The organism is Staphylococcus sp. HMSC34C02 (assembly GCF_001838705.1).
GTDB classification, from domain to species: domain Bacteria; phylum Bacillota; class Bacilli; order Staphylococcales; family Staphylococcaceae; genus Staphylococcus; species Staphylococcus borealis.
Window position 1 is genome coordinate 326498 of the sequence record NZ_KV838592.1, and the last position, 19864, is coordinate 346361.

Annotated in this window: 17 protein-coding genes and 1 pseudogene; 15 read left to right on the plus strand and 3 right to left on the minus strand. The window is 32.4% G+C overall.

Going from position 1 to position 19864, the window contains the following annotated elements; genetic code table 11:
• Positions 1-13 precede the first annotated feature (13 nt).
• Together HMPREF3239_RS10240 and rpmG are read left to right on the plus strand one after the other, a co-directional pair.
• The gene (locus HMPREF3239_RS10240) at positions 14-1528 is read left to right on the plus strand and encodes a catalase (protein WP_053029391.1); all 1515 of its coding nucleotides are present in this window, start codon (positions 14-16) and stop codon (positions 1526-1528) included.
• 90 nt (positions 1529-1618) lie between these two features.
• Positions 1619-1768, plus strand: coding sequence for a 50S ribosomal protein L33 (gene rpmG, locus HMPREF3239_RS10245; protein WP_001265708.1), 150 nt, complete (start codon positions 1619-1621; stop codon positions 1766-1768).
• A 230-nt stretch (positions 1769-1998) separates the two neighbouring features.
• Here the strand turns inward: rpmG and HMPREF3239_RS12730 are convergent.
• Positions 1999-2109, minus strand: a pseudogene (locus HMPREF3239_RS12730) (IS110 family transposase); the annotation flags it as partial.
• Positions 2110-2254: 145 nt separating this feature from the next.
• Between HMPREF3239_RS12730 and rpsN the strand changes: the two are divergent.
• From rpsN to HMPREF3239_RS10260, 3 genes are all read left to right on the plus strand, one after another.
• Positions 2255-2524 (plus strand): 30S ribosomal protein S14, encoded by a 270-nt coding sequence (gene rpsN, locus HMPREF3239_RS10250; protein ID WP_070855571.1) that lies wholly within the window; start codon positions 2255-2257, stop codon positions 2522-2524.
• A gap of 146 nt (positions 2525-2670) precedes the next feature.
• Positions 2671-3648, plus strand: a complete 978-nt coding sequence (gene guaC, locus HMPREF3239_RS10255; RefSeq protein ID WP_053029394.1) for a GMP reductase — start codon at positions 2671-2673, stop codon at positions 3646-3648.
• A 14-nt stretch (positions 3649-3662) separates the two neighbouring features.
• Positions 3663-4688: a CAP domain-containing protein gene (locus HMPREF3239_RS10260; protein ID WP_070855572.1), complete on the plus strand. Its 1026-nt coding sequence runs from the start codon at positions 3663-3665 to the stop codon at positions 4686-4688.
• A gap of 229 nt (positions 4689-4917) precedes the next feature.
• Here the strand turns inward: HMPREF3239_RS10260 and lexA are convergent, their stop codons facing one another.
• Positions 4918-5541: a transcriptional repressor LexA gene (lexA, locus tag HMPREF3239_RS10265; RefSeq protein WP_053029396.1), complete on the minus strand. Its 624-nt coding sequence runs from the start codon at positions 5539-5541 to the stop codon at positions 4918-4920.
• Between the two features lie 142 nt (positions 5542-5683).
• Between lexA and sosA the strand changes: the two genes are divergently transcribed.
• The 7 genes from sosA (at position 5684) to sbcC (ending at position 13875) form a co-directional block, all read left to right on the plus strand.
• A complete protein-coding gene (gene sosA / locus HMPREF3239_RS10270; protein ID WP_053029397.1) occupies positions 5684-5917 on the plus strand; it encodes a DNA damage-induced cell division inhibitor SosA in 234 nt (77 codons plus the stop codon).
• A gap of 123 nt (positions 5918-6040) precedes the next feature.
• Positions 6041-6274, plus strand: a complete 234-nt coding sequence (locus HMPREF3239_RS10275; RefSeq protein WP_053029398.1) for a DUF896 domain-containing protein — start codon at positions 6041-6043, stop codon at positions 6272-6274.
• Positions 6275-6376: 102 nt separating this feature from the next.
• The gene (gene tkt / locus HMPREF3239_RS10280; RefSeq protein ID WP_070855573.1) at positions 6377-8365 is read left to right on the plus strand and encodes a transketolase; all 1989 of its coding nucleotides are present in this window, start codon (positions 6377-6379) and stop codon (positions 8363-8365) included.
• A gap of 325 nt (positions 8366-8690) precedes the next feature.
• Positions 8691-8933 (plus strand): YneF family protein, encoded by a 243-nt coding sequence (locus HMPREF3239_RS10285; RefSeq protein ID WP_011275855.1) that lies wholly within the window; start codon positions 8691-8693, stop codon positions 8931-8933.
• A gap of 160 nt (positions 8934-9093) precedes the next feature.
• Positions 9094-9561: a CcdC family protein gene (locus tag HMPREF3239_RS10290; protein ID WP_070855574.1), complete on the plus strand. Its 468-nt coding sequence runs from the start codon at positions 9094-9096 to the stop codon at positions 9559-9561.
• A 149-nt stretch (positions 9562-9710) separates the two neighbouring features.
• Positions 9711-10835, plus strand: coding sequence for an exonuclease subunit SbcD (gene sbcD / locus HMPREF3239_RS10295; protein ID WP_070855575.1), 1125 nt, complete (start codon positions 9711-9713; stop codon positions 10833-10835).
• Between the two features lie 4 nt (positions 10836-10839).
• Positions 10840-13875, plus strand: a complete 3036-nt coding sequence (sbcC, locus tag HMPREF3239_RS10300; protein ID WP_070855576.1) for an exonuclease subunit SbcC — start codon at positions 10840-10842, stop codon at positions 13873-13875.
• 61 nt (positions 13876-13936) lie between these two features.
• Here the strand turns inward: sbcC and mscL are convergent, their stop codons facing one another.
• Entirely contained in the window at positions 13937-14290 is a 354-nt protein-coding gene (mscL, locus tag HMPREF3239_RS10305; RefSeq protein WP_033080045.1) for a large conductance mechanosensitive channel protein MscL, read from the minus strand.
• Between the two features lie 190 nt (positions 14291-14480).
• On the opposite strand from mscL, the gene HMPREF3239_RS10310 reads away from it, so the two are divergent.
• The 3 genes from HMPREF3239_RS10310 to menI all read left to right on the plus strand — a co-directional run bounded on the left by HMPREF3239_RS10310 (position 14481) and on the right by menI (position 19686).
• Positions 14481-16118: a BCCT family transporter gene (locus HMPREF3239_RS10310; protein ID WP_053029403.1), complete on the plus strand. Its 1638-nt coding sequence runs from the start codon at positions 14481-14483 to the stop codon at positions 16116-16118.
• Positions 16119-16418: 300 nt separating this feature from the next.
• Positions 16419-19124 (plus strand): aconitate hydratase AcnA, encoded by a 2706-nt coding sequence (gene acnA, locus HMPREF3239_RS10315; protein ID WP_053029404.1) that lies wholly within the window; start codon positions 16419-16421, stop codon positions 19122-19124.
• A 91-nt stretch (positions 19125-19215) separates the two neighbouring features.
• The gene (menI, locus tag HMPREF3239_RS10320) at positions 19216-19686 is read left to right on the plus strand and encodes a 1,4-dihydroxy-2-naphthoyl-CoA hydrolase MenI (RefSeq protein ID WP_070855577.1); all 471 of its coding nucleotides are present in this window, start codon (positions 19216-19218) and stop codon (positions 19684-19686) included.
• Positions 19687-19864 lie beyond the last annotated feature (178 nt).

Here is a 19864-nt window from a genome sequence, read left to right on the forward strand (position 1 = left end):
AGGGGAATTAACTATGGCGAAAGATGATAAAAGATTGACTGGTTTGTTTGGGCACCCAGTTTCAGATAGAGAAAACAGTATGACAGCTGGTCCGCGAGGTCCTCTATTAATGCAAGATGCTTATTTCTTAGAGCAAATGTCTCACTTTGATCGTGAGGTCATTCCAGAACGTCGTATGCACGCGAAAGGTTCAGGTGCATTTGGTACGTTTACTGTTACAAATGATATTACAAAGTATACAAATGCTAAAATCTTTTCAGAAGTAGGGAAACAAACAGAAATGTTTGCACGTTTCTCAACAGTAGCAGGTGAACGTGGCGCTGCCGATTTAGAAAGGGATATCCGAGGATTTGCACTAAAATTCTACACTGAAGAAGGTAACTGGGATTTAGTAGGTAACAATACACCTGTATTCTTCTTTAGAGATCCTAAATTATTTGTGAGTTTAAACCGTGCCGTTAAAAGAGATCCACGTACTAATATGAGAAGTCCACAAAATAACTGGGACTTCTGGACTGGTTTACCTGAAGCGTTACACCAAGTTACTATTTTAATGTCTGATAGAGGTATGCCAAAAGACTTCCGCCATATGCATGGTTTCGGTTCGCACACATATTCTATGTACAATGATGAAGGTGAACGTGTATGGGTTAAATATCATTTCAGAACGCAACAAGGTATCGAAAATTATACTGATGATGAAGCGGCTGAAATTGTAGGTCAAGACAGAGAATCTTCTCAACGTGACTTATATGATGCAATCGAAAACGGCGATTATCCTAAATGGAAAATGTATATCCAAGTCATGACAGAGGAACAAGCTAAAAATCACCCAGATAATCCATTTGATTTAACTAAAGTATGGTACAAAGGTGATTATCCATTAATTGAAGTCGGTGAATTTGAACTTAACAGAAACCCTGAAAACTATTTCATGGATGTAGAACAAGCAGCGTTCGCACCAACAAACATTATACCTGGTTTAGACTTCTCACCAGATAAAATGTTACAAGGTCGACTATTCTCATACGGTGATGCACAACGTTATAGATTAGGTGTTAACCACTGGCAAATACCTGTAAACCAACCTAAAGGTGTTGGTGTTGAAAACATGTGTCCATTTAGTCGTGATGGCCAAATGAGATTCCTTGATGGTAACCAAGGTGGAGGCCCACATTACTATCCAAATAATAAAGGTGTGTATCAATCACAACCTGAATATAAAAAACCAGCATTCCCTGTAGACGGTGATGGCTACGAATATAATCAAAGACAAGACGATGACAATTACTTCGAACAACCAGGTAAATTATTCCGTTTACAATCAGATGATGCGAAAGAAAGAATCTTTACAAACACAGCAAATGCAATGGATGGTGTGAGTGAAGATGTTAAACATAGACATATCCGTCATTGCTATAAAGCTGATCCAGAATATGGTAAAGGTGTTGCCAAAGCCTTAGAAATTGATATTAATGATGTTGATTTAGAAGGTACTAATGACGAAACTTACGAAAATTTTAAATAGTACTGAAAAAATTCAATTGCGTTGAGCATTGTATTATGGTAAAATTTTAAATCGTAAGTATTCCTAGTTAAACAAGAAAGGATGTTAATTATGCGCGTTAATGTAACATTAGCTTGCACAGAATGTGGCGATCGTAATTATATTACTACTAAAAACAAACGTAACAATCCTGAGCGTATTGAAATGAAAAAATATTGCCCAAGATTAAATAAATACACGCTACACCGTGAAACTAAATAATATCTTATCTTTTAAATACGACAATAAAGATAAAGTTAACAATGGGAAGTAGGACAGAAACAATATTTTCTCAAATTTATTTCATTGTCTTCCCCAGGCTAGGTTGACTAGGATTGAAATAGCTTGAATTAAGCGTATTTTCAAATCATCAACTATTGCCAAAATGATAACAGAGGCTGAGACATTTTATTTTGTCTCAGCCTCTTTTTCTACGATTAGTTAATTACTTATAATATGGCAGTCTTATGAGGGTTCTCATTAGGCTGCTTTCTTAATTTGACGTAATAATTGCTAGGATGATGATCGTAAGAATACTGTCCATTTATAATAGTCATGATCACTCAAAATAAACGTTTTCTCGTTTTTAATAATCACGAATGTTTGCAATTAATTGATTAAATTGAGTTATTCGTCTTGTAAATTTAAAAGCATATGTTATTATATAAAACGTAATAATTACGATTTATAAAAATAGGAGTGACTCAAATGGCAAAAAAATCTAAAATTGCTAAAGAAATGAAAAGAGAAAAATTAGTAAATCAATATTATGAATTACGTCAAGAATTAAAAGCAAAAGGAGATTATGAAGCATTACGTAAATTACCACGTGATTCTTCTCCAACACGTTTAACTCGTAGATGTAAAGTGACAGGCCGTCCAAGAGGTGTCATGAGAAAATTCGAAATGTCTAGAATCGCATTTAGAGAACACGCACATAAAGGACAAATTCCTGGTGTTAAAAAATCAAGCTGGTAAAATTCAAATCTAGTACTTTAGTCCATTTACAAGACAATTAAAACATTGTAAAGTATATAAGGGTGAGAAAATGAATGATTTTTAGTTTTAATATACTAAACGTTCGTTTTTACTTAATAAATATGATTGTATAGGGGCTAAAAAGTATGAAAATTTTTGATTATGAAGATATTCAATTAATTCCAAATAAATGTATCGTTGAAAGTCGTTCTGAATGTGATACAACTGTCCAATTCGGACCTAAAACATTCAAGTTACCTGTAGTTCCTGCAAATATGCAGACTGTAATGAGTGAAGAATTAGCGCATTGGTTTGCCAAAAATGATTACTTTTATATCATGCATCGCTTTGATGAAGAAGCTCGTATTCCATTTATTCAAAATATGCAAAAAGAAGGTTTATTTGCTTCTATATCAGTAGGTGTTAAAGCAAATGAATTTAAATTTATTGAAGATTTAGCTGACAAACAATTGACACCTGAGTATATTACGATTGATATCGCTCATGGACACTCAGATTCAGTTATTAAAATGATCAAGCATATTAAAAAGCATATTCCTTCATCATTTGTAATTGCTGGGAATGTAGGTACGCCAGAAGGTGTTCGAGAACTTGAAAATGCAGGCGCCGACGCCACTAAAGTTGGAATTGGGCCAGGTAGAGTTTGTATTACTAAGATTAAGACTGGTTTTGGTACTGGTGGTTGGCAATTAGCAGCCTTAAACATTTGTAGTAAAGCAGCACGTAAACCTATTATTGCTGATGGTGGTTTAAGAACACATGGTGACATAGCCAAATCAATTCGTTTTGGTGCGAGTATGGTGATGATTGGTTCTTTATTTGCTGCTCACGAAGAGTCACCAGGTGAAACAGTTGAATTAGACGGTAAACGTTATAAAGAATATTTTGGTAGTGCATCTGAATTCCAAAAAGGCGAACATAAGAATGTAGAAGGCAAAAAAATGTTTGTTGAACATAAAGGGTCATTAAAAGATACTTTGACTGAAATGCAACAAGATTTACAAAGTTCAATTTCATATGCAGGTGGAAAAGATTTAAAATCATTAACAACAGTAGATTATGTTATCGTACGAAATTCAATTTTTAATGGGGACAAAGATTAAAATTTGAGTGGCAGGTGTACATTATCAAAAAATTCTTTTTACTTTCATTGGTATTGTTAGCTGTAACTTTATTAATACCATTAAAAGAAAATCAAACACTAATTAATATTCAAAATGACGTTAGAAGTAAAGTTCAACAAGTAATGAACCAAGACTCAAGTGTTAAAAACAATGCACTAAAGACACCTAAAGATCAAGACTTTGCAATCAATAATATTCAAATGAATATGTCCAAAGACAAAGTTGAGCGTCAATTAGGTCAACCTAAAAGAGTAACATCTAACGAATATGGAACGAAATGGTATGCCTATTACAACAATGATTACGAAAACTTTATTATGGTTAGCTATATCGACAATAAGGTCAATGCATTGTATAGTAATCAGAATGTCATTACTTCTAAATCTAAAGTGAAATATAACACACCTAAAGATGTCGTAAATGAACGACTGGGTAAGCCGTTAAAAGAAATGGTTAAAGGCAGATATCGAATTGATATCAGTAGTGATGAATATGATGTTTTCCATAAAGATAATATTTATACAACTGTTTTTTATGATAAACATAATGACAATGGTGTTACCGCATTACTTCAAGTTAGTGATGCAATGGAAAAAAGATTGACTCAACATTATGGTGCACCATCCTCAACGTTAGAGCAGAGTTTTGAATATCAAAATTATGATTTAGTTAATGCAGAGCGAAAACAACATGGACTGAATACATTAAGTTATGCCAAAGATGTGTCTAATACTGCGAGGAAGCATAGTGAAGACATGGTAAAACAGAATTATTTTGATCATAACAATTTAGATGGGGCATCCCCATTTGATAGATTAAAGGCTGATAACATTGACTTTAACGCTGCAGGTGAAAATCTAGCTTACGGTCAACAAAACAGTATATTTGCACATGAAGGATTAATGAATTCACTTGGTCATAGAAAAAATATATTGAATTCTAATTTTAAAACACTAGGTGTAGGCGTTGATTTTAATGATGAGCGTCAGCCATATTGGACAGAAAATTATACTGGGTAAGTGTTTTAAGCCAACTTATTTAGGGTATCTTTTAGTTGATAAGGAAGTTGATATTATGACAACTAAAAATGCAAAAAAACTAGATATTCTAGACAAAGTTAAAGAAATTTTGAATAAAAAAGAAAATGAAAAGCAAAAGAACTAGCAAAGTCTACATTGTAAACTTTGCTAGATCTTTATTTATTTCGATATATAAGAGAGAGGTAAACGTAAATTTTAAAATTTAGAACTACAATTCTCTATATAAACCAATCACTTTACCAATAACGGTTACGTTATCAAGATAAATTGGGCTCATTGTACTATTTTCAGGTTGTAATCTATAACGTGTTTTCTCTTTATAGAAACGTTTAACCGTTGCCTCATCATCTTCAGTCATAGCAACAATAATGTCTCCATTTTCAGCAATGGTTTGACTTCTAACGATAACCTTGTCTCCGTCTAAAATGCCAGCTTCAATCATACTTTCACCAACAACATTTAAAATGAAAATGTCACTATTGTGTGTAGATGTTAAATGCTCTGGTAATGGGAAATATTCTTCAATATTTTCTACTGCAGTAATTGGAATACCAGCAGTAACTTTACCGATTACAGGAACGTAAATCGTTTCTTCCATGTTAACTGAATCATTCGTTTGTTCGCTAACAATTTCAATCGCTCTTGGTTTAGTAGGGTCTCTTTTAATATATCCTTTTTCTTCTAGTCGTGATAAATGGCCGTGGACAGTAGAACTTGACGCTAATCCAACAGCTTCACCAATTTCTCGAACACTAGGTGGATATCCTTTCGTTTGTACTACATGTTTAATATAATCATATATTTCGCTTTGACGTTTAGTTAATTCTCTCATATATAGGCACTCCCTAGTTTTATTTAACTATAGTATAGCATTTATTTATTTATTGAACAAACATTTGTTCGTTTTTGTGTTGACTAGGAACAGATGTTCTGTTAAAGTGTGTATACAAACAAATGTTCTAGAGGTGGAAGTAATGTTTAATAAATATAAAAATAAATTAATAACGAATATAGCTGTTGTATCAATATCTTGTGTTGTTTTTATAGTATTTTTCATGAATTTATATCATAACGCTCAAACGGAACAAACGTACGAAATCACTGATCATACAATTTCTAAACAGGCAATAATTAAAGATGATAATAAGAACGTAAATAATACAAATGGGGAACAAGATGACTACAAAGTGTTCGCCTTTGTCAGATAAGTATCAATTTTGAGGTCTATCGAAGCTATAGAAATGTCTATAGCTTTTGCCTAGGCCTCTTTTTTGTTATATTCTATGAAGTAAAAGAGAATGAAATAGGAAAATATAGAAAGAGTGATAAAGATGCCTAAAGATAATTTGAATATAGATAGAATTAATGAACTAGCTAAAAAGAAAAAAGAGCAGGGCTTGACGGAAGCTGAAGCTAAAGAACAATCAAAATTACGTAAAAAATATTTAGAAGCATTTAGAAAAGGATTTAAACAACAAATTGAAAGTACAAAAGTAATTGATCCAGAAGGTAATGATGTTACGCCTGAAAAATTAAAAAAAATTCAAGCACAAAATAAAAAGTAGTAAATTTAAAGTAAGGTTCTTTGAGACTAAACGATTATCAATTACACTATTTTTAAGTTATAATATAACAAATATGATTTAAATAGAAGGGAAGTATTAGAGATGTTTAACGAGAAAGATCAACTAGCGATAGATACTATTAGAGCTTTAAGTATCGATGCAATAGAAGAAGCTAATTCAGGTCACCCTGGGTTACCAATGGGCGCTGCACCAATGGCTTACACGTTATGGACACGCCATTTAAATTTTAACCCTCAATCTAAAGACTATTTTAATAGAGACCGCTTTGTATTGTCAGCAGGCCATGGTTCTACGCTATTATATAGCTTATTACATGTTTCAGGTAGTCTTGAATTAGAAGAATTAAAGCAATTTAGACAATGGGGCTCTAAAACACCTGGACACCCTGAATTCAGACACACTGATGGGGTTGAAGTTACGACTGGTCCTCTAGGTCAAGGTTTTGCAATGTCAGTAGGTATGGCATTAGCTGAAGATCATTTAGCTGGTAAATTTAATAAAGATGACTTCAATATTGTTGATCACTATACTTACGTACTAGCATCTGATGGTGACTTAATGGAAGGTATTTCTCATGAAGCTGCTTCATTTGCAGGTCACAACCAATTAGATAAATTAATCGTATTATATGATTCAAATGATATCTCATTAGACGGGGAATTAAACAAAGCATTTTCAGAGGATGTAAAAGAGCGTTTTGAAAGTTATGGTTGGAATCACATTTTAGTTAAAGATGGTAATGATCTTGATGCCATTGATCAAGCGATTACGAAAGCTAAATCACAACATGGACCAACGATGATTGAAGTTAAGACAATTATTGGTTATGGTGCGCCTAATGTTAGCGGAACGAATGGAGTTCATGGTGCACCACTAGGTTCAGATGAAAGAAAATTAACATTTGAAGCATATGGTTTAGATCCAGAAAAACGTTTCAACGTTCCAGAAGAAGTATATGAAATTTTCCAAACTACAATGCTAAAACGTGCAAATGAACATGAAGACGCATGGAAAGCATTATTAGAAACGTATTCAAATAAATATCCAGAATTAGCTGATGAATTTAAATTGGCTATTAGCGGTAAATTACCAACAAATTATAGAGATGAATTACCACGCTTTGATAGCGATCATAATGCTGCAACTCGTGCTGATTCAGGAGAAATCATCCAAGCGTTAAGTAAATCTGTTCCTTCATTCTTTGGTGGCTCAGCTGACTTAGCGGGTTCAAATAAATCTAATGTAAAAGAAGCAACTGATTATGATAGAAATACACCTGAAGGTAAAAATATATGGTTTGGCGTGCGTGAATTCGCAATGGGTGCAGCTGTAAATGGTATGGCAGCACACGGTGGTTTACACCCATATGGTGCAACATTCTTTGTATTTAGTGACTACTTAAAACCTGCGTTACGCTTATCAGCTATTATGGGATTAAATTCAACATTTATCTTTACACATGATTCAATTGCAGTAGGTGAAGATGGTCCTACTCATGAACCAATTGAACAATTAGCTGGATTAAGATCTATTCCAAATATGAATGTTATACGTCCCGCTGATGGAAACGAAACAAGAGTAGCATGGGAAGTTGCGCTAGAATCAGAACAAACACCTACTTCATTAGTACTTACACGTCAAAATCTACCATATTTAGACGTTGATGAAGATACAGTTGAACAAGGTGTTCGTAAAGGTGCTTATGTTGTTTTTGAAACAGAAACTAAGCCTGAATACTTGTTACTAGCAACTGGTTCAGAAGTTAGCTTAGCTATTGAAGCAGCTAAAGATTTAGATAAACAAGGTAAAGGTGTACGTGTAGTATCAATGCCAAACTGGTTTGCATTTGAACAACAATCAGATGAATATAAAGCATCTGTAATTCCTAAAGAAATCACTAAACGTGTGGCAATTGAAATGGCATCACCATTAGGATGGCATAAATATGTTGGAACAGAAGGTAAAGTGATTGGTATTGATCAGTTTGGTGCAAGTGCCCCTGGTGATTTAGTTGTCGAAAAATATGGTTTCACTAAAGAAAATGTATTAAATCAAATTCGTACACTTTAATGATAGAAACATTAAAGCTTGGTACAAAAAGATAGTGGAAATATTTAGTTAATGCCTAGAAGTTAACTAATCTAAGATGGCGTTTGAACATGCTTTCTTAGTCATAGGGGCGGGACAATGAATTCAAATTGAATTTTGTCCCGCTTCATTTATTCGTGAAAATATATGATTGATCTTAAATTTTTATGTGTAAGTTTAAAAATAAGACTTACATTTGAGTAAGTATTTGTTATGATAACATTTGGATATAGATTTACTAACTAGCTCTTGAAAATAGAATCGTAATTTAGTAAAATTCAGTAGGATATAGAAAGTGGGTGAAACAATGGCAACGTGGTTAGCAATCTTATTAATCATTGTAGCGCTTATCGGTGGACTAGTTGGTGGTTTCTTTTTAGCACGTAAATACATGATGGATTATCTGAAAAAAAACCCACCTATTAATGAAGAAATGTTACGTATGATGATGATGCAAATGGGTCAAAAACCATCGCAAAAGAAAATCAATCAAATGATGACAATGATGAATAAAAACATGGATCAAAACATGAAAAGTTCAAAAAAATAATCTTCTAACGGATTGTAAGACCTTTAAGGTTTACAATCCTTTATTTTTATAGTAAAACATCTTTAGTGTTATTTAAAAAATTTAAAAAGATTTAAAATATCAAATTACTTTTAATTAAGTAATCTCTAGTAAGAGTTTATGAATATAAGAGGGTGTAACGTTGGCATATTTAGTTTTTTCAATTGTATTTGCATTATTTATGGGAATCGTGGTAATTTTTATCCGCATGAAAGCACAAAACTTTCCTGTTAATGAAAAGAAAATCATTTTACCACCATTTTTTATGGCTACAGGTGCATTGATGTATGTGATTCCGTACTTTAGATTAACTGGGATGGAAATCTTAGAATCAATCATACTCGGCGTTTTATTCTCTACAGTTCTAATATGGACAAGTCATTTTGAGATACATGGTACTGATATTTACATGAAGCGTTCTAAAGCATTTCCAATTATTTTAATATCATTGTTAATTATACGAACTGTAATTAAAATATTTATTAGTAGTCAAATTGATCCAGGTGAAATTGGCGGTATGTTCTTCTTATTAGCCTTTAGCATGATTGTACCTTGGAGATTAGCTATGTTGTATAAATATAAAAAATTGAAAAGTAAAATTGTAAAATAAGCTAGGGTTAGCATAGCGTTTTTGAAAGAATATAAAGATAGGTGGAAGACGACTTCTTAATGATATCGTTCCACCTTTTTTTAGTTTGAACTATGATGTAATTCAGGATATAATAAATACGAACAAATGTTCTTGATGGAGGAGTTAAAATGAAGATTATTCATACTGCTGATTGGCATTTAGGTAAGATTTTAAATGGTAAGCAATTTTTAGAAGATCAACGATACATACTAAACCAGTTTATTGAGAATTTGAAAGACGAGAAACCAGATGTTTTAATCATTTCAGGTGATATTTATGATACGTCTTATCCCAGTAAGGAAACAATTAAACTTTTTGAAGAAACGATTAAAACAATCAATGTAATCATGGAGATTCCGACGATTATAACGAATGGAAATCATGATGGTAGAGAAAGATTAAACTATGGTTCTACTTGGTTTGAGTTTTCACATTTATATATTCGAACGCAACTTCATTCAATGTCTACACCCATAACGATTAATGACATCAACTTTTACACACTCCCATTTGCCACAATTAGTGAAATTAAAGCCTTTTTTGATGACGATGAGATAAAGACATATGAGCAAGCAACCCAAAAATGTATCGAGCATATGTCAACGCAATTAGATCAAAATCAAATCAATATATTAATTGGCCATTTAACCATTAAAGGTGGTAAAACGTCAGAGTCTGAGAGACCTCTTACAATTGGGACAGTTGAGAGTGTAGAAAAGTCTAATTTTAAAATGTTCGATAGAGTGCTCTTAGGACATTTGCATCATCCGTTTAGTATCACCGATAATGTCATTGATTATAGTGGCTCACTATTACAATATTCATTTTCAGAGGTTAATCAAGCTAAAGGTTATAAGAGATTAACAATAAAATCAAAAAACAACATTGAAACTAAGTTTGTTCAATTGAAGCCATTGCGAGAATTAGAAGAAATTGAAGGGGACTATATGGATGTCGTACAAGGAAATGTTCCTGTGAAGAATAAAGACAACTATTTCCATTTTAAATTAAAAAATATGTCACATGTTACCGATCCAATTATCCACCTTAAACAACTATTTCCGAATACATTATCTTTAAGTAATATCACATTTGAAAGTCGAAATGATACCACTTATGCAAATTTTAAAACAACAGATGATCCTACAATCATTAAAAATTTCTATAAAACGATTACAGATGAAGATTTAACAGACTATCAAGAGAAAAAGATACACCAATTATTAAACCAAGTTATTTATAAGGAGGATTAAATCATTGAGACCAACTAAATTAATACTTAATAACTTCGGACCATTTATACATGAAGTGATTGATTTTCAACAAATAAATAATGAACAGTTATTTTTAATTAGCGGTAAAACTGGTTCGGGGAAGACGATGTTGTTTGATGCTATTGTTTATGCATTATTTGGAAAGGCATCAACAGAAGGAAGAAATGAGGGTGAGTTGCGAAGTCATTTCGCTGATGGTAAATCACCAATGAGTGTAGAGTATGAATTTAATATCAATGATAAGAAGTTTAAAATATATAGACAAGCTGGTTTCGTTAAAGATGGAAATTCATCGCCAACAGCGGGGAAACTTGATGTATTTGAATTTGATGAAGATAGTCAGTCATATGAATTGCGCGAGAGTAAAATTAGTTCAGGTAATAGTTATATTAAAGAACTATTAGGTATAAATGCGGAGCAATTTAGACAATTATTTATATTACCACAGGGCGAATTTAAGAAATTTTTAGTTTCAAACAGTTCTGATAAACAGAGTATTTTAAGAACGCTATTTAACAGTATACGTTTTGAAGAGATGCAGAATTTATTAATGAATCAAGTTAAAGATGAGAAAAAGCAAATTGAATCACGTTATGATCAAATTCAGATGCTTTGGGATGATGTTGAAACATTTGAAGATGATACATTAATTCAATTTAAAGATCTAAATAGTATGCAAACTAAAGAAATTGTTAATGCAATACCTCAATTTGAACAAGTAGGTCAACGCTTAGATGAGGAATATGAACATCTAAAATTACAGCATTTCGAATCACTTGAATCTATCAAACGCAAGATAGAGTCAAATCATAATTTAATTGATTCATTAAAAGAACTAGAACGTAATAAAAATGAAAAAATTCAACTTGAAAAAAATAAAGCGTATATTGAAGAATTAAAAAGTGAATTACATAAAATAATGGAAGTTAAACCCTTAAGTCATTTATACGATCAAAAAAACGCTAAAGAACAAAAGCTAAAAGATACGCAACAGAAGTTAAATACTATTTTAAAATATTTGGAAGAGCTTAATGCAAATTTGAAGAAACTCCAAAAAGAACAGAATAATTTAAATGAACAGTCTGAAATGGTTAGTGGTAAAGCAGCATACGTTGAAAAAACAAAACAATTTTATATGAATTTGAATAAATATCAGAAAGCATTTGAAGAAATTAAACAAAATGATGCGCATCTTAAAAGTAATCATCAAACACAAGAAGAAAATAGAGGGTTAATCAATAATTTAAATAAGGAAATAGCTCAAATAGATGTTAGTAGTGAAAATATTGAAAAACTTAACCAAGTTATATTTGAATTAAAAATGTCATATGATAAAAAAATGGCTTTAAAACAGAATAAAGATAAATTTCAATTATTAAATCAAAAATATAACGAAACTGAAATTAAAATTAGTAAGGTTAAAGAACAAATCTCAGATTTGAAAGTTGAATTAGAGAAAATAGATAAAACAAATATTGATTTGAATGATAAGCAAACGTTTATTCAAGAGATTCAAAATGCGCTTCATGTTGGAGACACATGTCCAATATGTGGGAATGAGATTGAATCACTTAATGAGCATATCAACTTTAATGAAATCGCTAGAAATCAAAGTTTAATAAAAAATGTGAATAATGACTTAAATTTTAAAGTGAATGAGTTAACAAAACTTGAAACGACTTCTGAACATATTAGTAAACAAATGAATGAATTAGAGTTTAATGAGGATGAAATTAACGACATTGGTGAAATAGAAGTCCAATTAACAGTAAAAAGTAAAGAAAAAGAAAATCTGCAGCTTCAATTAAAAGAACTTGAGCAATTAAAAAAAGAACTCGAAAAGCAAAAAGACATCTATCATAGTTTACAGATTAAACATGAAAAATTACAATCTTTGAAGCAATATTACGAAACATTAATATTGGATTTTAAAGATAATACCGACTACGAAGACATATCAAATTTTGAACAATGCTACATGCAATATGATCAAATTGTTAGTGAATATGTAACGAAGAAAGAAACTTTAGAGTCAGAATTAAATCAAACAAAGCAACAAATAGAAATTGAATCTAATAATTTAAATAATAATCAGCAAGGTATCGAGGAACTTAAACAAGAGCTAAATGATTATAGCGACAAGATTAATCAAGAAATGGAACGTATAGGATTAAATTCATATGAAGATGTTGCATCTTTACTTGCTAAGTTAAATAGCAAAGAACAAATTGAAATGAAGATTAAGCAATATGAACAAGATCACCAAAAATTCACATTAGAAATTGAGCGTTTATCTAATATTACGAAAGGTCAAGTACCTGAAGCGGTTGATCAGTTAGACGCTACTAAGACTGAGATTGAAAGAAAGTATAATCATTACATGGAAATGAGTGCTACAGTTCAATATAAAGTACAAAGTAATAAAGAAAAATTCAATAGTATAACGAACCACATTAATTATTTAGACAAAGAATTAAAAGAGCAACAAGAAATATTTGAATTATCTGAGGTATTATCAGGCAAAAATAGTAAGAAATTGACATTAGAAAATTATGTACTTATTTACTATTTAGAACGAATCATCCATCAAGCAAATATACGTTTAGAGCGTATGAGTGGAGAAAGATATCAATTAAAACGAAGAGAATCAATATCTCATGGTTATAGTGGTTTAGAAATTGAAGTGTTTGATTTTCATTCAAATAAATCAAGACACATTAGTTCGTTATCTGGTGGTGAAACATTCCAAGCATCACTCGCTTTAGCATTAGGTTTAAGTGAAGTGGTCCAACAGGAATCTGGCGGTATTACATTAGAATCAATGTTTATTGATGAAGGGTTTGGTACGTTAGACCAAGAAACATTAGAAACGGCGCTAGACACTATCGTTAAACTAAAAACGACAGGTAGAATGGTTGGAATTATATCTCATGTGAGTGAACTGAAACAACGCATACCATTAATTCTCGAAGTAACGTCAAATCAATATCAAAGTCAAACCAGATTTAAATGGAATTAAAAAAATACAATATGGCAACTTAATATCAGTACTATCGTTGCCATATTGTATTTAATTATCATTATTTTGCTCTTAATAAATCGCGAATTTCTGTTAATAAAACAGTATTTTCTTCGATTTCTTCTTCAGGCTCTTCTTTTTTCACTAATGTATTTGCTATTTTTACAAATATAAATAGTGCAATTGCCACAATTATAAAATCAATAATCGATTGAATAAATAGGCCATATTTAATTCCCCAGAATTCCCAATCTTTAGCAAAATCAACTGAACCGAAAATTTTACCAATTAATGGCATAATAATGTATGTAACTAAAGATGTAACAATTTTGTTGAACGCTGCACCCATAACTACAGCGATTGCCAAATCCAACACGTTACCTTTAAGTGCAAACTCTTTAAATTCTTTAAACATAAACTCAATACCCCCACATAATAATAAAATATATTATACAACATATAAATATTTTAGTAAATGTTTTATTTAAAAGAAATTTGCTATTGTATAAAGCCTTTGTTATCCTTTAATATAGCGTCTTAAATTACTTCATAGAATATTATCATATGTAGATTAAAATATAGTAAAGGAAAGGAGTAAGTAAATTATGAATTCTTCTTCAGAAGAAACAAAGCATAATAAGAAGTTTTCATCGGTTTTTATCTATAGTGCTATTGTAGTAGCTATTGTGGTATTAATCGGTGCGTTTTTACCGGATCAATTCGGTACAATTACAGGCAATATTAGTAGTTGGATTACTGAAAAGCTTGGTTGGTATTACATGATTTTGACTACAGTAATTGTGTTCTTTTGTATCTTTTTAATCTTTAGTCCAATCGGTAAACTTAAGCTAGGTAAACCAAACGATAAACCAGAATTTAATACTGTATCTTGGTTTGCAATGTTATTTAGTGCCGGCATGGGTATAGGTTTAGTGTTCTACGGCGCAGCTGAACCTATGGCAGATTTTGCTTCACCACCTAATGCGGATCCTAAAACTACTGAAGCATACACGGAAGCATTGCGTTCTACATTCTTCCACTGGGGATTCCATGCTTGGGCAGTATATGGCGTAGTTGCATTAGCATTAGCCTATGCACAATTTAGAAAAGATGAACCAGGATTAATTTCAAGAACATTACGTCCAATTTTAGGTGATAAAGTTGAAGGACCTATCGGAACAGTTATTGACGTTCTTTCAGTTTTCGCAACTGTTGTAGGTGTAGCTGTATCACTTGGTATGGGCGCGCTACAAATTAATGGTGGACTTAATTACTTATTTGGCATTCCAAATAATGTATGGGTTCAATCAATTATTATCGTAGTAGTAACAGTTTTATTTATTGCTAGTGCATGGTCAGGTTTAAGTAAAGGTATTCAATATTTAAGTAACTTAAATATTGGATTAGGTACACTTTTAATGATTATTGCTTTAATAATTGGACCTACTGTACTAATCTTTAATATGTTTACTAGTTCAACTGGTAGCTTACTCAATACATTCTTATTCAACAGTTTTGATACTGCAGCGCTAAATGGCCAAAAACGTGAATGGATGTCTTCTTGGACACTTTACTATTGGGGTTGGTGGTTAAGCTGGAGTCCATTCGTAGGTGTGTTCATCGCACGTGTTTCTAAAGGACGCTCAATTCGTGAATTTATTTCAGGTGTATTACTTGTACCTGCTATCATAAGTTTCTTATGGTTCAGTGTATTTGGTGTATTAGGTATCGAAACAGGTAAAAAACATCCAGAGTTATTTGATATGACACCTGAAACTCAACTATTTGGTGTATTCCACCACGTTCCATTAGGAATGGCATTATCACTTATAGCATTAGTGTTAATTGCTTCATTCTTTATTACATCTGCCGATTCAGCAACATTCGTACTAGGTATGCAAACAACATTTGGTTCACTTGAACCTTCTGGTACTGTTAAAGTAACTTGGGGTGTTGCGCAATCATTAATCGCGTTCATCTTATTATTAGCAGGTGGAGGAAATGGTGCTGACGCATTAAATGCGATTCAAAGTGCGGCAATCATAAGTGCCTTCCCATTCTCCTTTGTAGTAATAATGATGATGATTAGTTTCTATAAGGATGCAAATAAAGAACGTAAATTCTTAGGATTAACACTACAACCAAATAAACATAGACTTGAAGATTATGTTAAATATCAACAACAAGATTATGAATCTGATATTTTAGAAAAGCGTGAATCAAGAAGAAACGCTGAAAAATAATATTAGGTAATCGTAATTTAAGTTTATTGCCTTTAAGCACATAACCAGTGCTTGAAGGCAATTTTTTTATTGAGGCAGTTACAATAATTTGTATATCAATGAAAATCATTCTCAATTAATAATATTTACTTATAGTAGGTTGCTTATATGATAAGAATAACTTATATACACTGATTAAAAATGCGAAAGCTAAATCACGTGAAATATAAGTATATAGAGTTGTTTTGAAAATCATATAATTATACAATTTATTTAAAGGCATATAAATATGAATTTTTAATATTCAAGGGGGATATACAAATGACTTCAAACATTAAGCAACAAGCTAAAAAGACATTTGAAGCGAATGGCCAGTCATATACGTATTATGATTTAAAGAGTTTAGAAGACCAAGGCTTAACGAAAGTAAGTAAATTACCTTATTCAATTCGTGTTTTATTAGAATCTGTCTTAAGACAAGAAGATGAATTTGTCATTACAGATGAACATATTAAAGCTTTGGGTAACTTTGGTAAGGAAGGGAACGAAGGTGAAGTACCTTTTAAACCATCTCGTGTTATTTTACAAGACTTCACAGGTGTTCCTGCAGTAGTAGACTTGGCATCACTACGTAAAGCAATGAACGATGTTGGTGGGGATATTAATAAAATCAACCCAGAAGTACCAGTAGACTTAGTTATTGACCACTCTGTTCAAGTTGATAGCTATGCTAATCCAGATGCATTAGAAAGAAACATGAAATTAGAATTTGAACGTAACTATGAACGTTATCAATTTTTAAATTGGGCAACTAAAGCATTTGATAACTATAATGCTGTTCCCCCTGCGACAGGTATTGTTCACCAAGTAAACCTAGAATATCTTGCAAATGTGGTACACGTTCGTGACGTTGATGGAGAACAAACGGCATTTCCAGACACACTAGTAGGAACTGACTCTCATACAACGATGATTAATGGTATTGGTGTACTTGGTTGGGGTGTTGGTGGTATCGAAGCTGAAGCGGGGATGTTAGGCCAACCATCATATTTCCCAATTCCTGAAGTAATTGGTGTACGTTTAACTAATTCATTACCTCAAGGTTCAACAGCTACTGATTTAGCCTTACGTGTAACACAAGAACTACGTAAAAAAGGTGTAGTAGGCAAATTTGTTGAATTCTTTGGACCAGGTGTAACGGATCTACCTTTAGCAGACCGTGCAACAATTGCCAACATGGCGCCTGAATATGGTGCAACTTGTGGTTTCTTCCCGGTTGACGAAGAATCACTTAAATATATGAGATTAACTGGACGTAAAGAAGAACATGTTGAATTAGTAAAAGCATACTTAGAGCAAAATAATATGTTCTTCACTGTAGATAAAGAGGATCCAGAATACACAGATGTTATCGATTTAGATTTATCAACTGTTGAAGCTTCACTATCAGGTCCAAAGCGTCCACAAGATTTAATTTTCTTAAGTGATATGAAGAAAGAATTTGAAAAATCTGTTACTGCACCAGCTGGTAACCAAGGACACGGGTTAGATCAAAGTGAATTTGATAAAAAAGCAGATATTCAATTTACAGATGGATCTACTGCAACAATGAAAACAGGTGATATAGCTATTGCAGCGATAACATCATGTACAAATACATCTAACCCATATGTTATGTTAGGTGCAGGATTAGTTGCTAAAAAAGCTGTTGAAAAAGGCCTAAAAGTACCTGAATTTGTTAAGACGTCATTAGCACCGGGTTCAAAAGTTGTAACTGGTTACTTACGTGATTCAGGTTTACAAGAATACCTTGATGATTTAGGTTTCAACTTAGTTGGTTACGGTTGTACAACATGTATTGGTAACTCTGGACCGTTATTACCAGAAATTGAAAAAGCAGTGGCTGAAGAAGATTTATTAGTAACATCCGTATTATCTGGTAACCGTAACTTTGAAGGTCGTATTCATCCATTAGTTAAAGCAAACTATTTAGCTTCACCTCAATTAGTAGTAGCTTATGCATTAGCTGGTACAGTTGATATTGATTTACAAAATGAACCTATCGGTAAAGGTAAAGATGGTGAAGATGTATACTTAAATGATATTTGGCCTACTATTCAAGAAGTTGCGGATACTGTAGATAGTGTTGTAACACCTGAACTATTCTTAGAAGAATATAAAAATGTATATAACAACAATGAAATGTGGAATGAAATCGATGTAACAGATGCTCCTTTATATGATTTCGATCCAAACTCAACATATATCCAAAATCCATCATTCTTCCAAGGTTTATCTAAAGAACCGGGTACAATTGAACCGCTTAAAGACTTAAGAGTAATGGGTAAATTTGGTGACTCAGTAACGACTGACCACATCTCTCCAGCAGGTGCTATCGGTAAAGATACACCAGCAGGTAAATATTTATTAGATCACGATGTACCTATTAGAAACTTTAATTCATATGGTTCTCGTCGTGGTAACCATGAAGTAATGGTAAGAGGTACATTTGCGAATATTCGTATTAAAAACCAATTAGCGCCAGGTACTGAAGGTGGATTCACAACATATTGGCCAACTGATGAAGTAATGCCAATTTATGATGCTGCTATGAAATATAAAGAAGACGGTACTGGTTTAGCTGTTTTAGCAGGAAATGATTACGGTATGGGTTCTTCTCGTGACTGGGCTGCTAAAGGTACAAACTTATTAGGCGTTAAAACAGTTATCGCTCAAAGTTATGAACGTATTCACCGTTCTAACTTAGTTATGATGGGTGTATTACCTTTACAATTTAAAGATGGTGATTCAGCTGATTCACTTGGTTTAGATGGTAGAGAAGCAATTTCAGTAGACATCGATGAAACTGTTCGTCCTCATGATATTGTTAAAGTTCACGCTAAAAAAGAAAATGGCGACGTTGTTGATTTTGAAGCAATCGTCCGCTTCGATTCTCTAGTTGAATTAGATTACTATCGTCATGGTGGTATTTTACAAATGGTTTTAAGAAACAAATTAGCACAATAAATTAATATGTGAAGCCATGCTGACTTTATGTTGGCATGGTTTTTTTATGTTAATATGAATTGTGAATGATATAGGAAAGAGGTACGAATGAATGATATACAGTATGACTGAAATTGAAGCTAGATATCAAGAAACAGATAAAATGGGTGTGATTTACCATGGGAATTACGCTACATGGTTTGAAGTTGCACGAACAGATTATATTCGTAAGCTGGGCTTTAGTTATGCAGACATGGAGAGAGAGGGTATCATTTCTCCGGTTGTAGACCTTCAAATTAAATATAAAAAATCAATTTTTTATCCTGAAAAAGTAACAATCAAAACATGGGTTGAACAATATTCAAGGCTTAAATCAGTTTATTGTTATGAAGATTATAATGAAAATGGGGAGCTTGCGACAACGGGATCTACACAATTAATTTGTATGAAATCAAGTAATTTTCGTCCAATAAGGTTAGATCGCTATTTTCCAGAATGGCATAAAACATATAGTCACGTTGATAAATTGAATCAAGAAGAAAAAGATTTTGAAGTGACACAACCAAGCGATCTTGAAATTTAAATAAAATAAAAGACCATTGGAGTCCGGGACAAAAATAATATAATAAAGCTATTTTGCAAATTCGCAGTAGCTGACTGAACTGAGAAGGCGCTTAAATCGAGCTTTTCTCAGTTCTAGTCATCCTTGCGGGGGTGGGACAACGAATTTAAAAAGAATTCTGTCCCACTCCAAATGGTCT

Excerpts from the sequence above, each read along its gene's own strand:
- HMPREF3239_RS10240 (WP_053029391.1), top strand. The coding sequence starts at position 14 with ATGGCGAAAGATGATAAAAGATTGACTGGTTTGTTTGGGCACCCAGTT.
- rpmG (WP_001265708.1), top strand. The coding sequence starts at position 1,619 with ATGCGCGTTAATGTAACATTAGCTTGCACAGAATGTGGCGATCGTAAT.
- rpsN (WP_070855571.1), top strand. The coding sequence starts at position 2,255 with ATGGCAAAAAAATCTAAAATTGCTAAAGAAATGAAAAGAGAAAAATTA.
- guaC (WP_053029394.1), top strand. The coding sequence starts at position 2,671 with ATGAAAATTTTTGATTATGAAGATATTCAATTAATTCCAAATAAATGT.
- lexA (WP_053029396.1), bottom strand. The coding sequence starts at position 5,541 with ATGAGAGAATTAACTAAACGTCAAAGCGAAATATATGATTATATTAAA.
- sosA (WP_053029397.1), top strand. The coding sequence starts at position 5,684 with ATGTTTAATAAATATAAAAATAAATTAATAACGAATATAGCTGTTGTA.
- HMPREF3239_RS10275 (WP_053029398.1), top strand. The coding sequence starts at position 6,041 with ATGCCTAAAGATAATTTGAATATAGATAGAATTAATGAACTAGCTAAA.
- tkt (WP_070855573.1), top strand. The coding sequence starts at position 6,377 with ATGTTTAACGAGAAAGATCAACTAGCGATAGATACTATTAGAGCTTTA.
- HMPREF3239_RS10285 (WP_011275855.1), top strand. The coding sequence starts at position 8,691 with ATGGCAACGTGGTTAGCAATCTTATTAATCATTGTAGCGCTTATCGGT.
- sbcD (WP_070855575.1), top strand. The coding sequence starts at position 9,711 with ATGAAGATTATTCATACTGCTGATTGGCATTTAGGTAAGATTTTAAAT.
- mscL (WP_033080045.1), bottom strand. The coding sequence starts at position 14,290 with ATGTTTAAAGAATTTAAAGAGTTTGCACTTAAAGGTAACGTGTTGGAT.
- HMPREF3239_RS10310 (WP_053029403.1), top strand. The coding sequence starts at position 14,481 with ATGAATTCTTCTTCAGAAGAAACAAAGCATAATAAGAAGTTTTCATCG.
- acnA (WP_053029404.1), top strand. The coding sequence starts at position 16,419 with ATGACTTCAAACATTAAGCAACAAGCTAAAAAGACATTTGAAGCGAAT.
- menI (WP_070855577.1), top strand. The coding sequence starts at position 19,216 with ATGATATACAGTATGACTGAAATTGAAGCTAGATATCAAGAAACAGAT.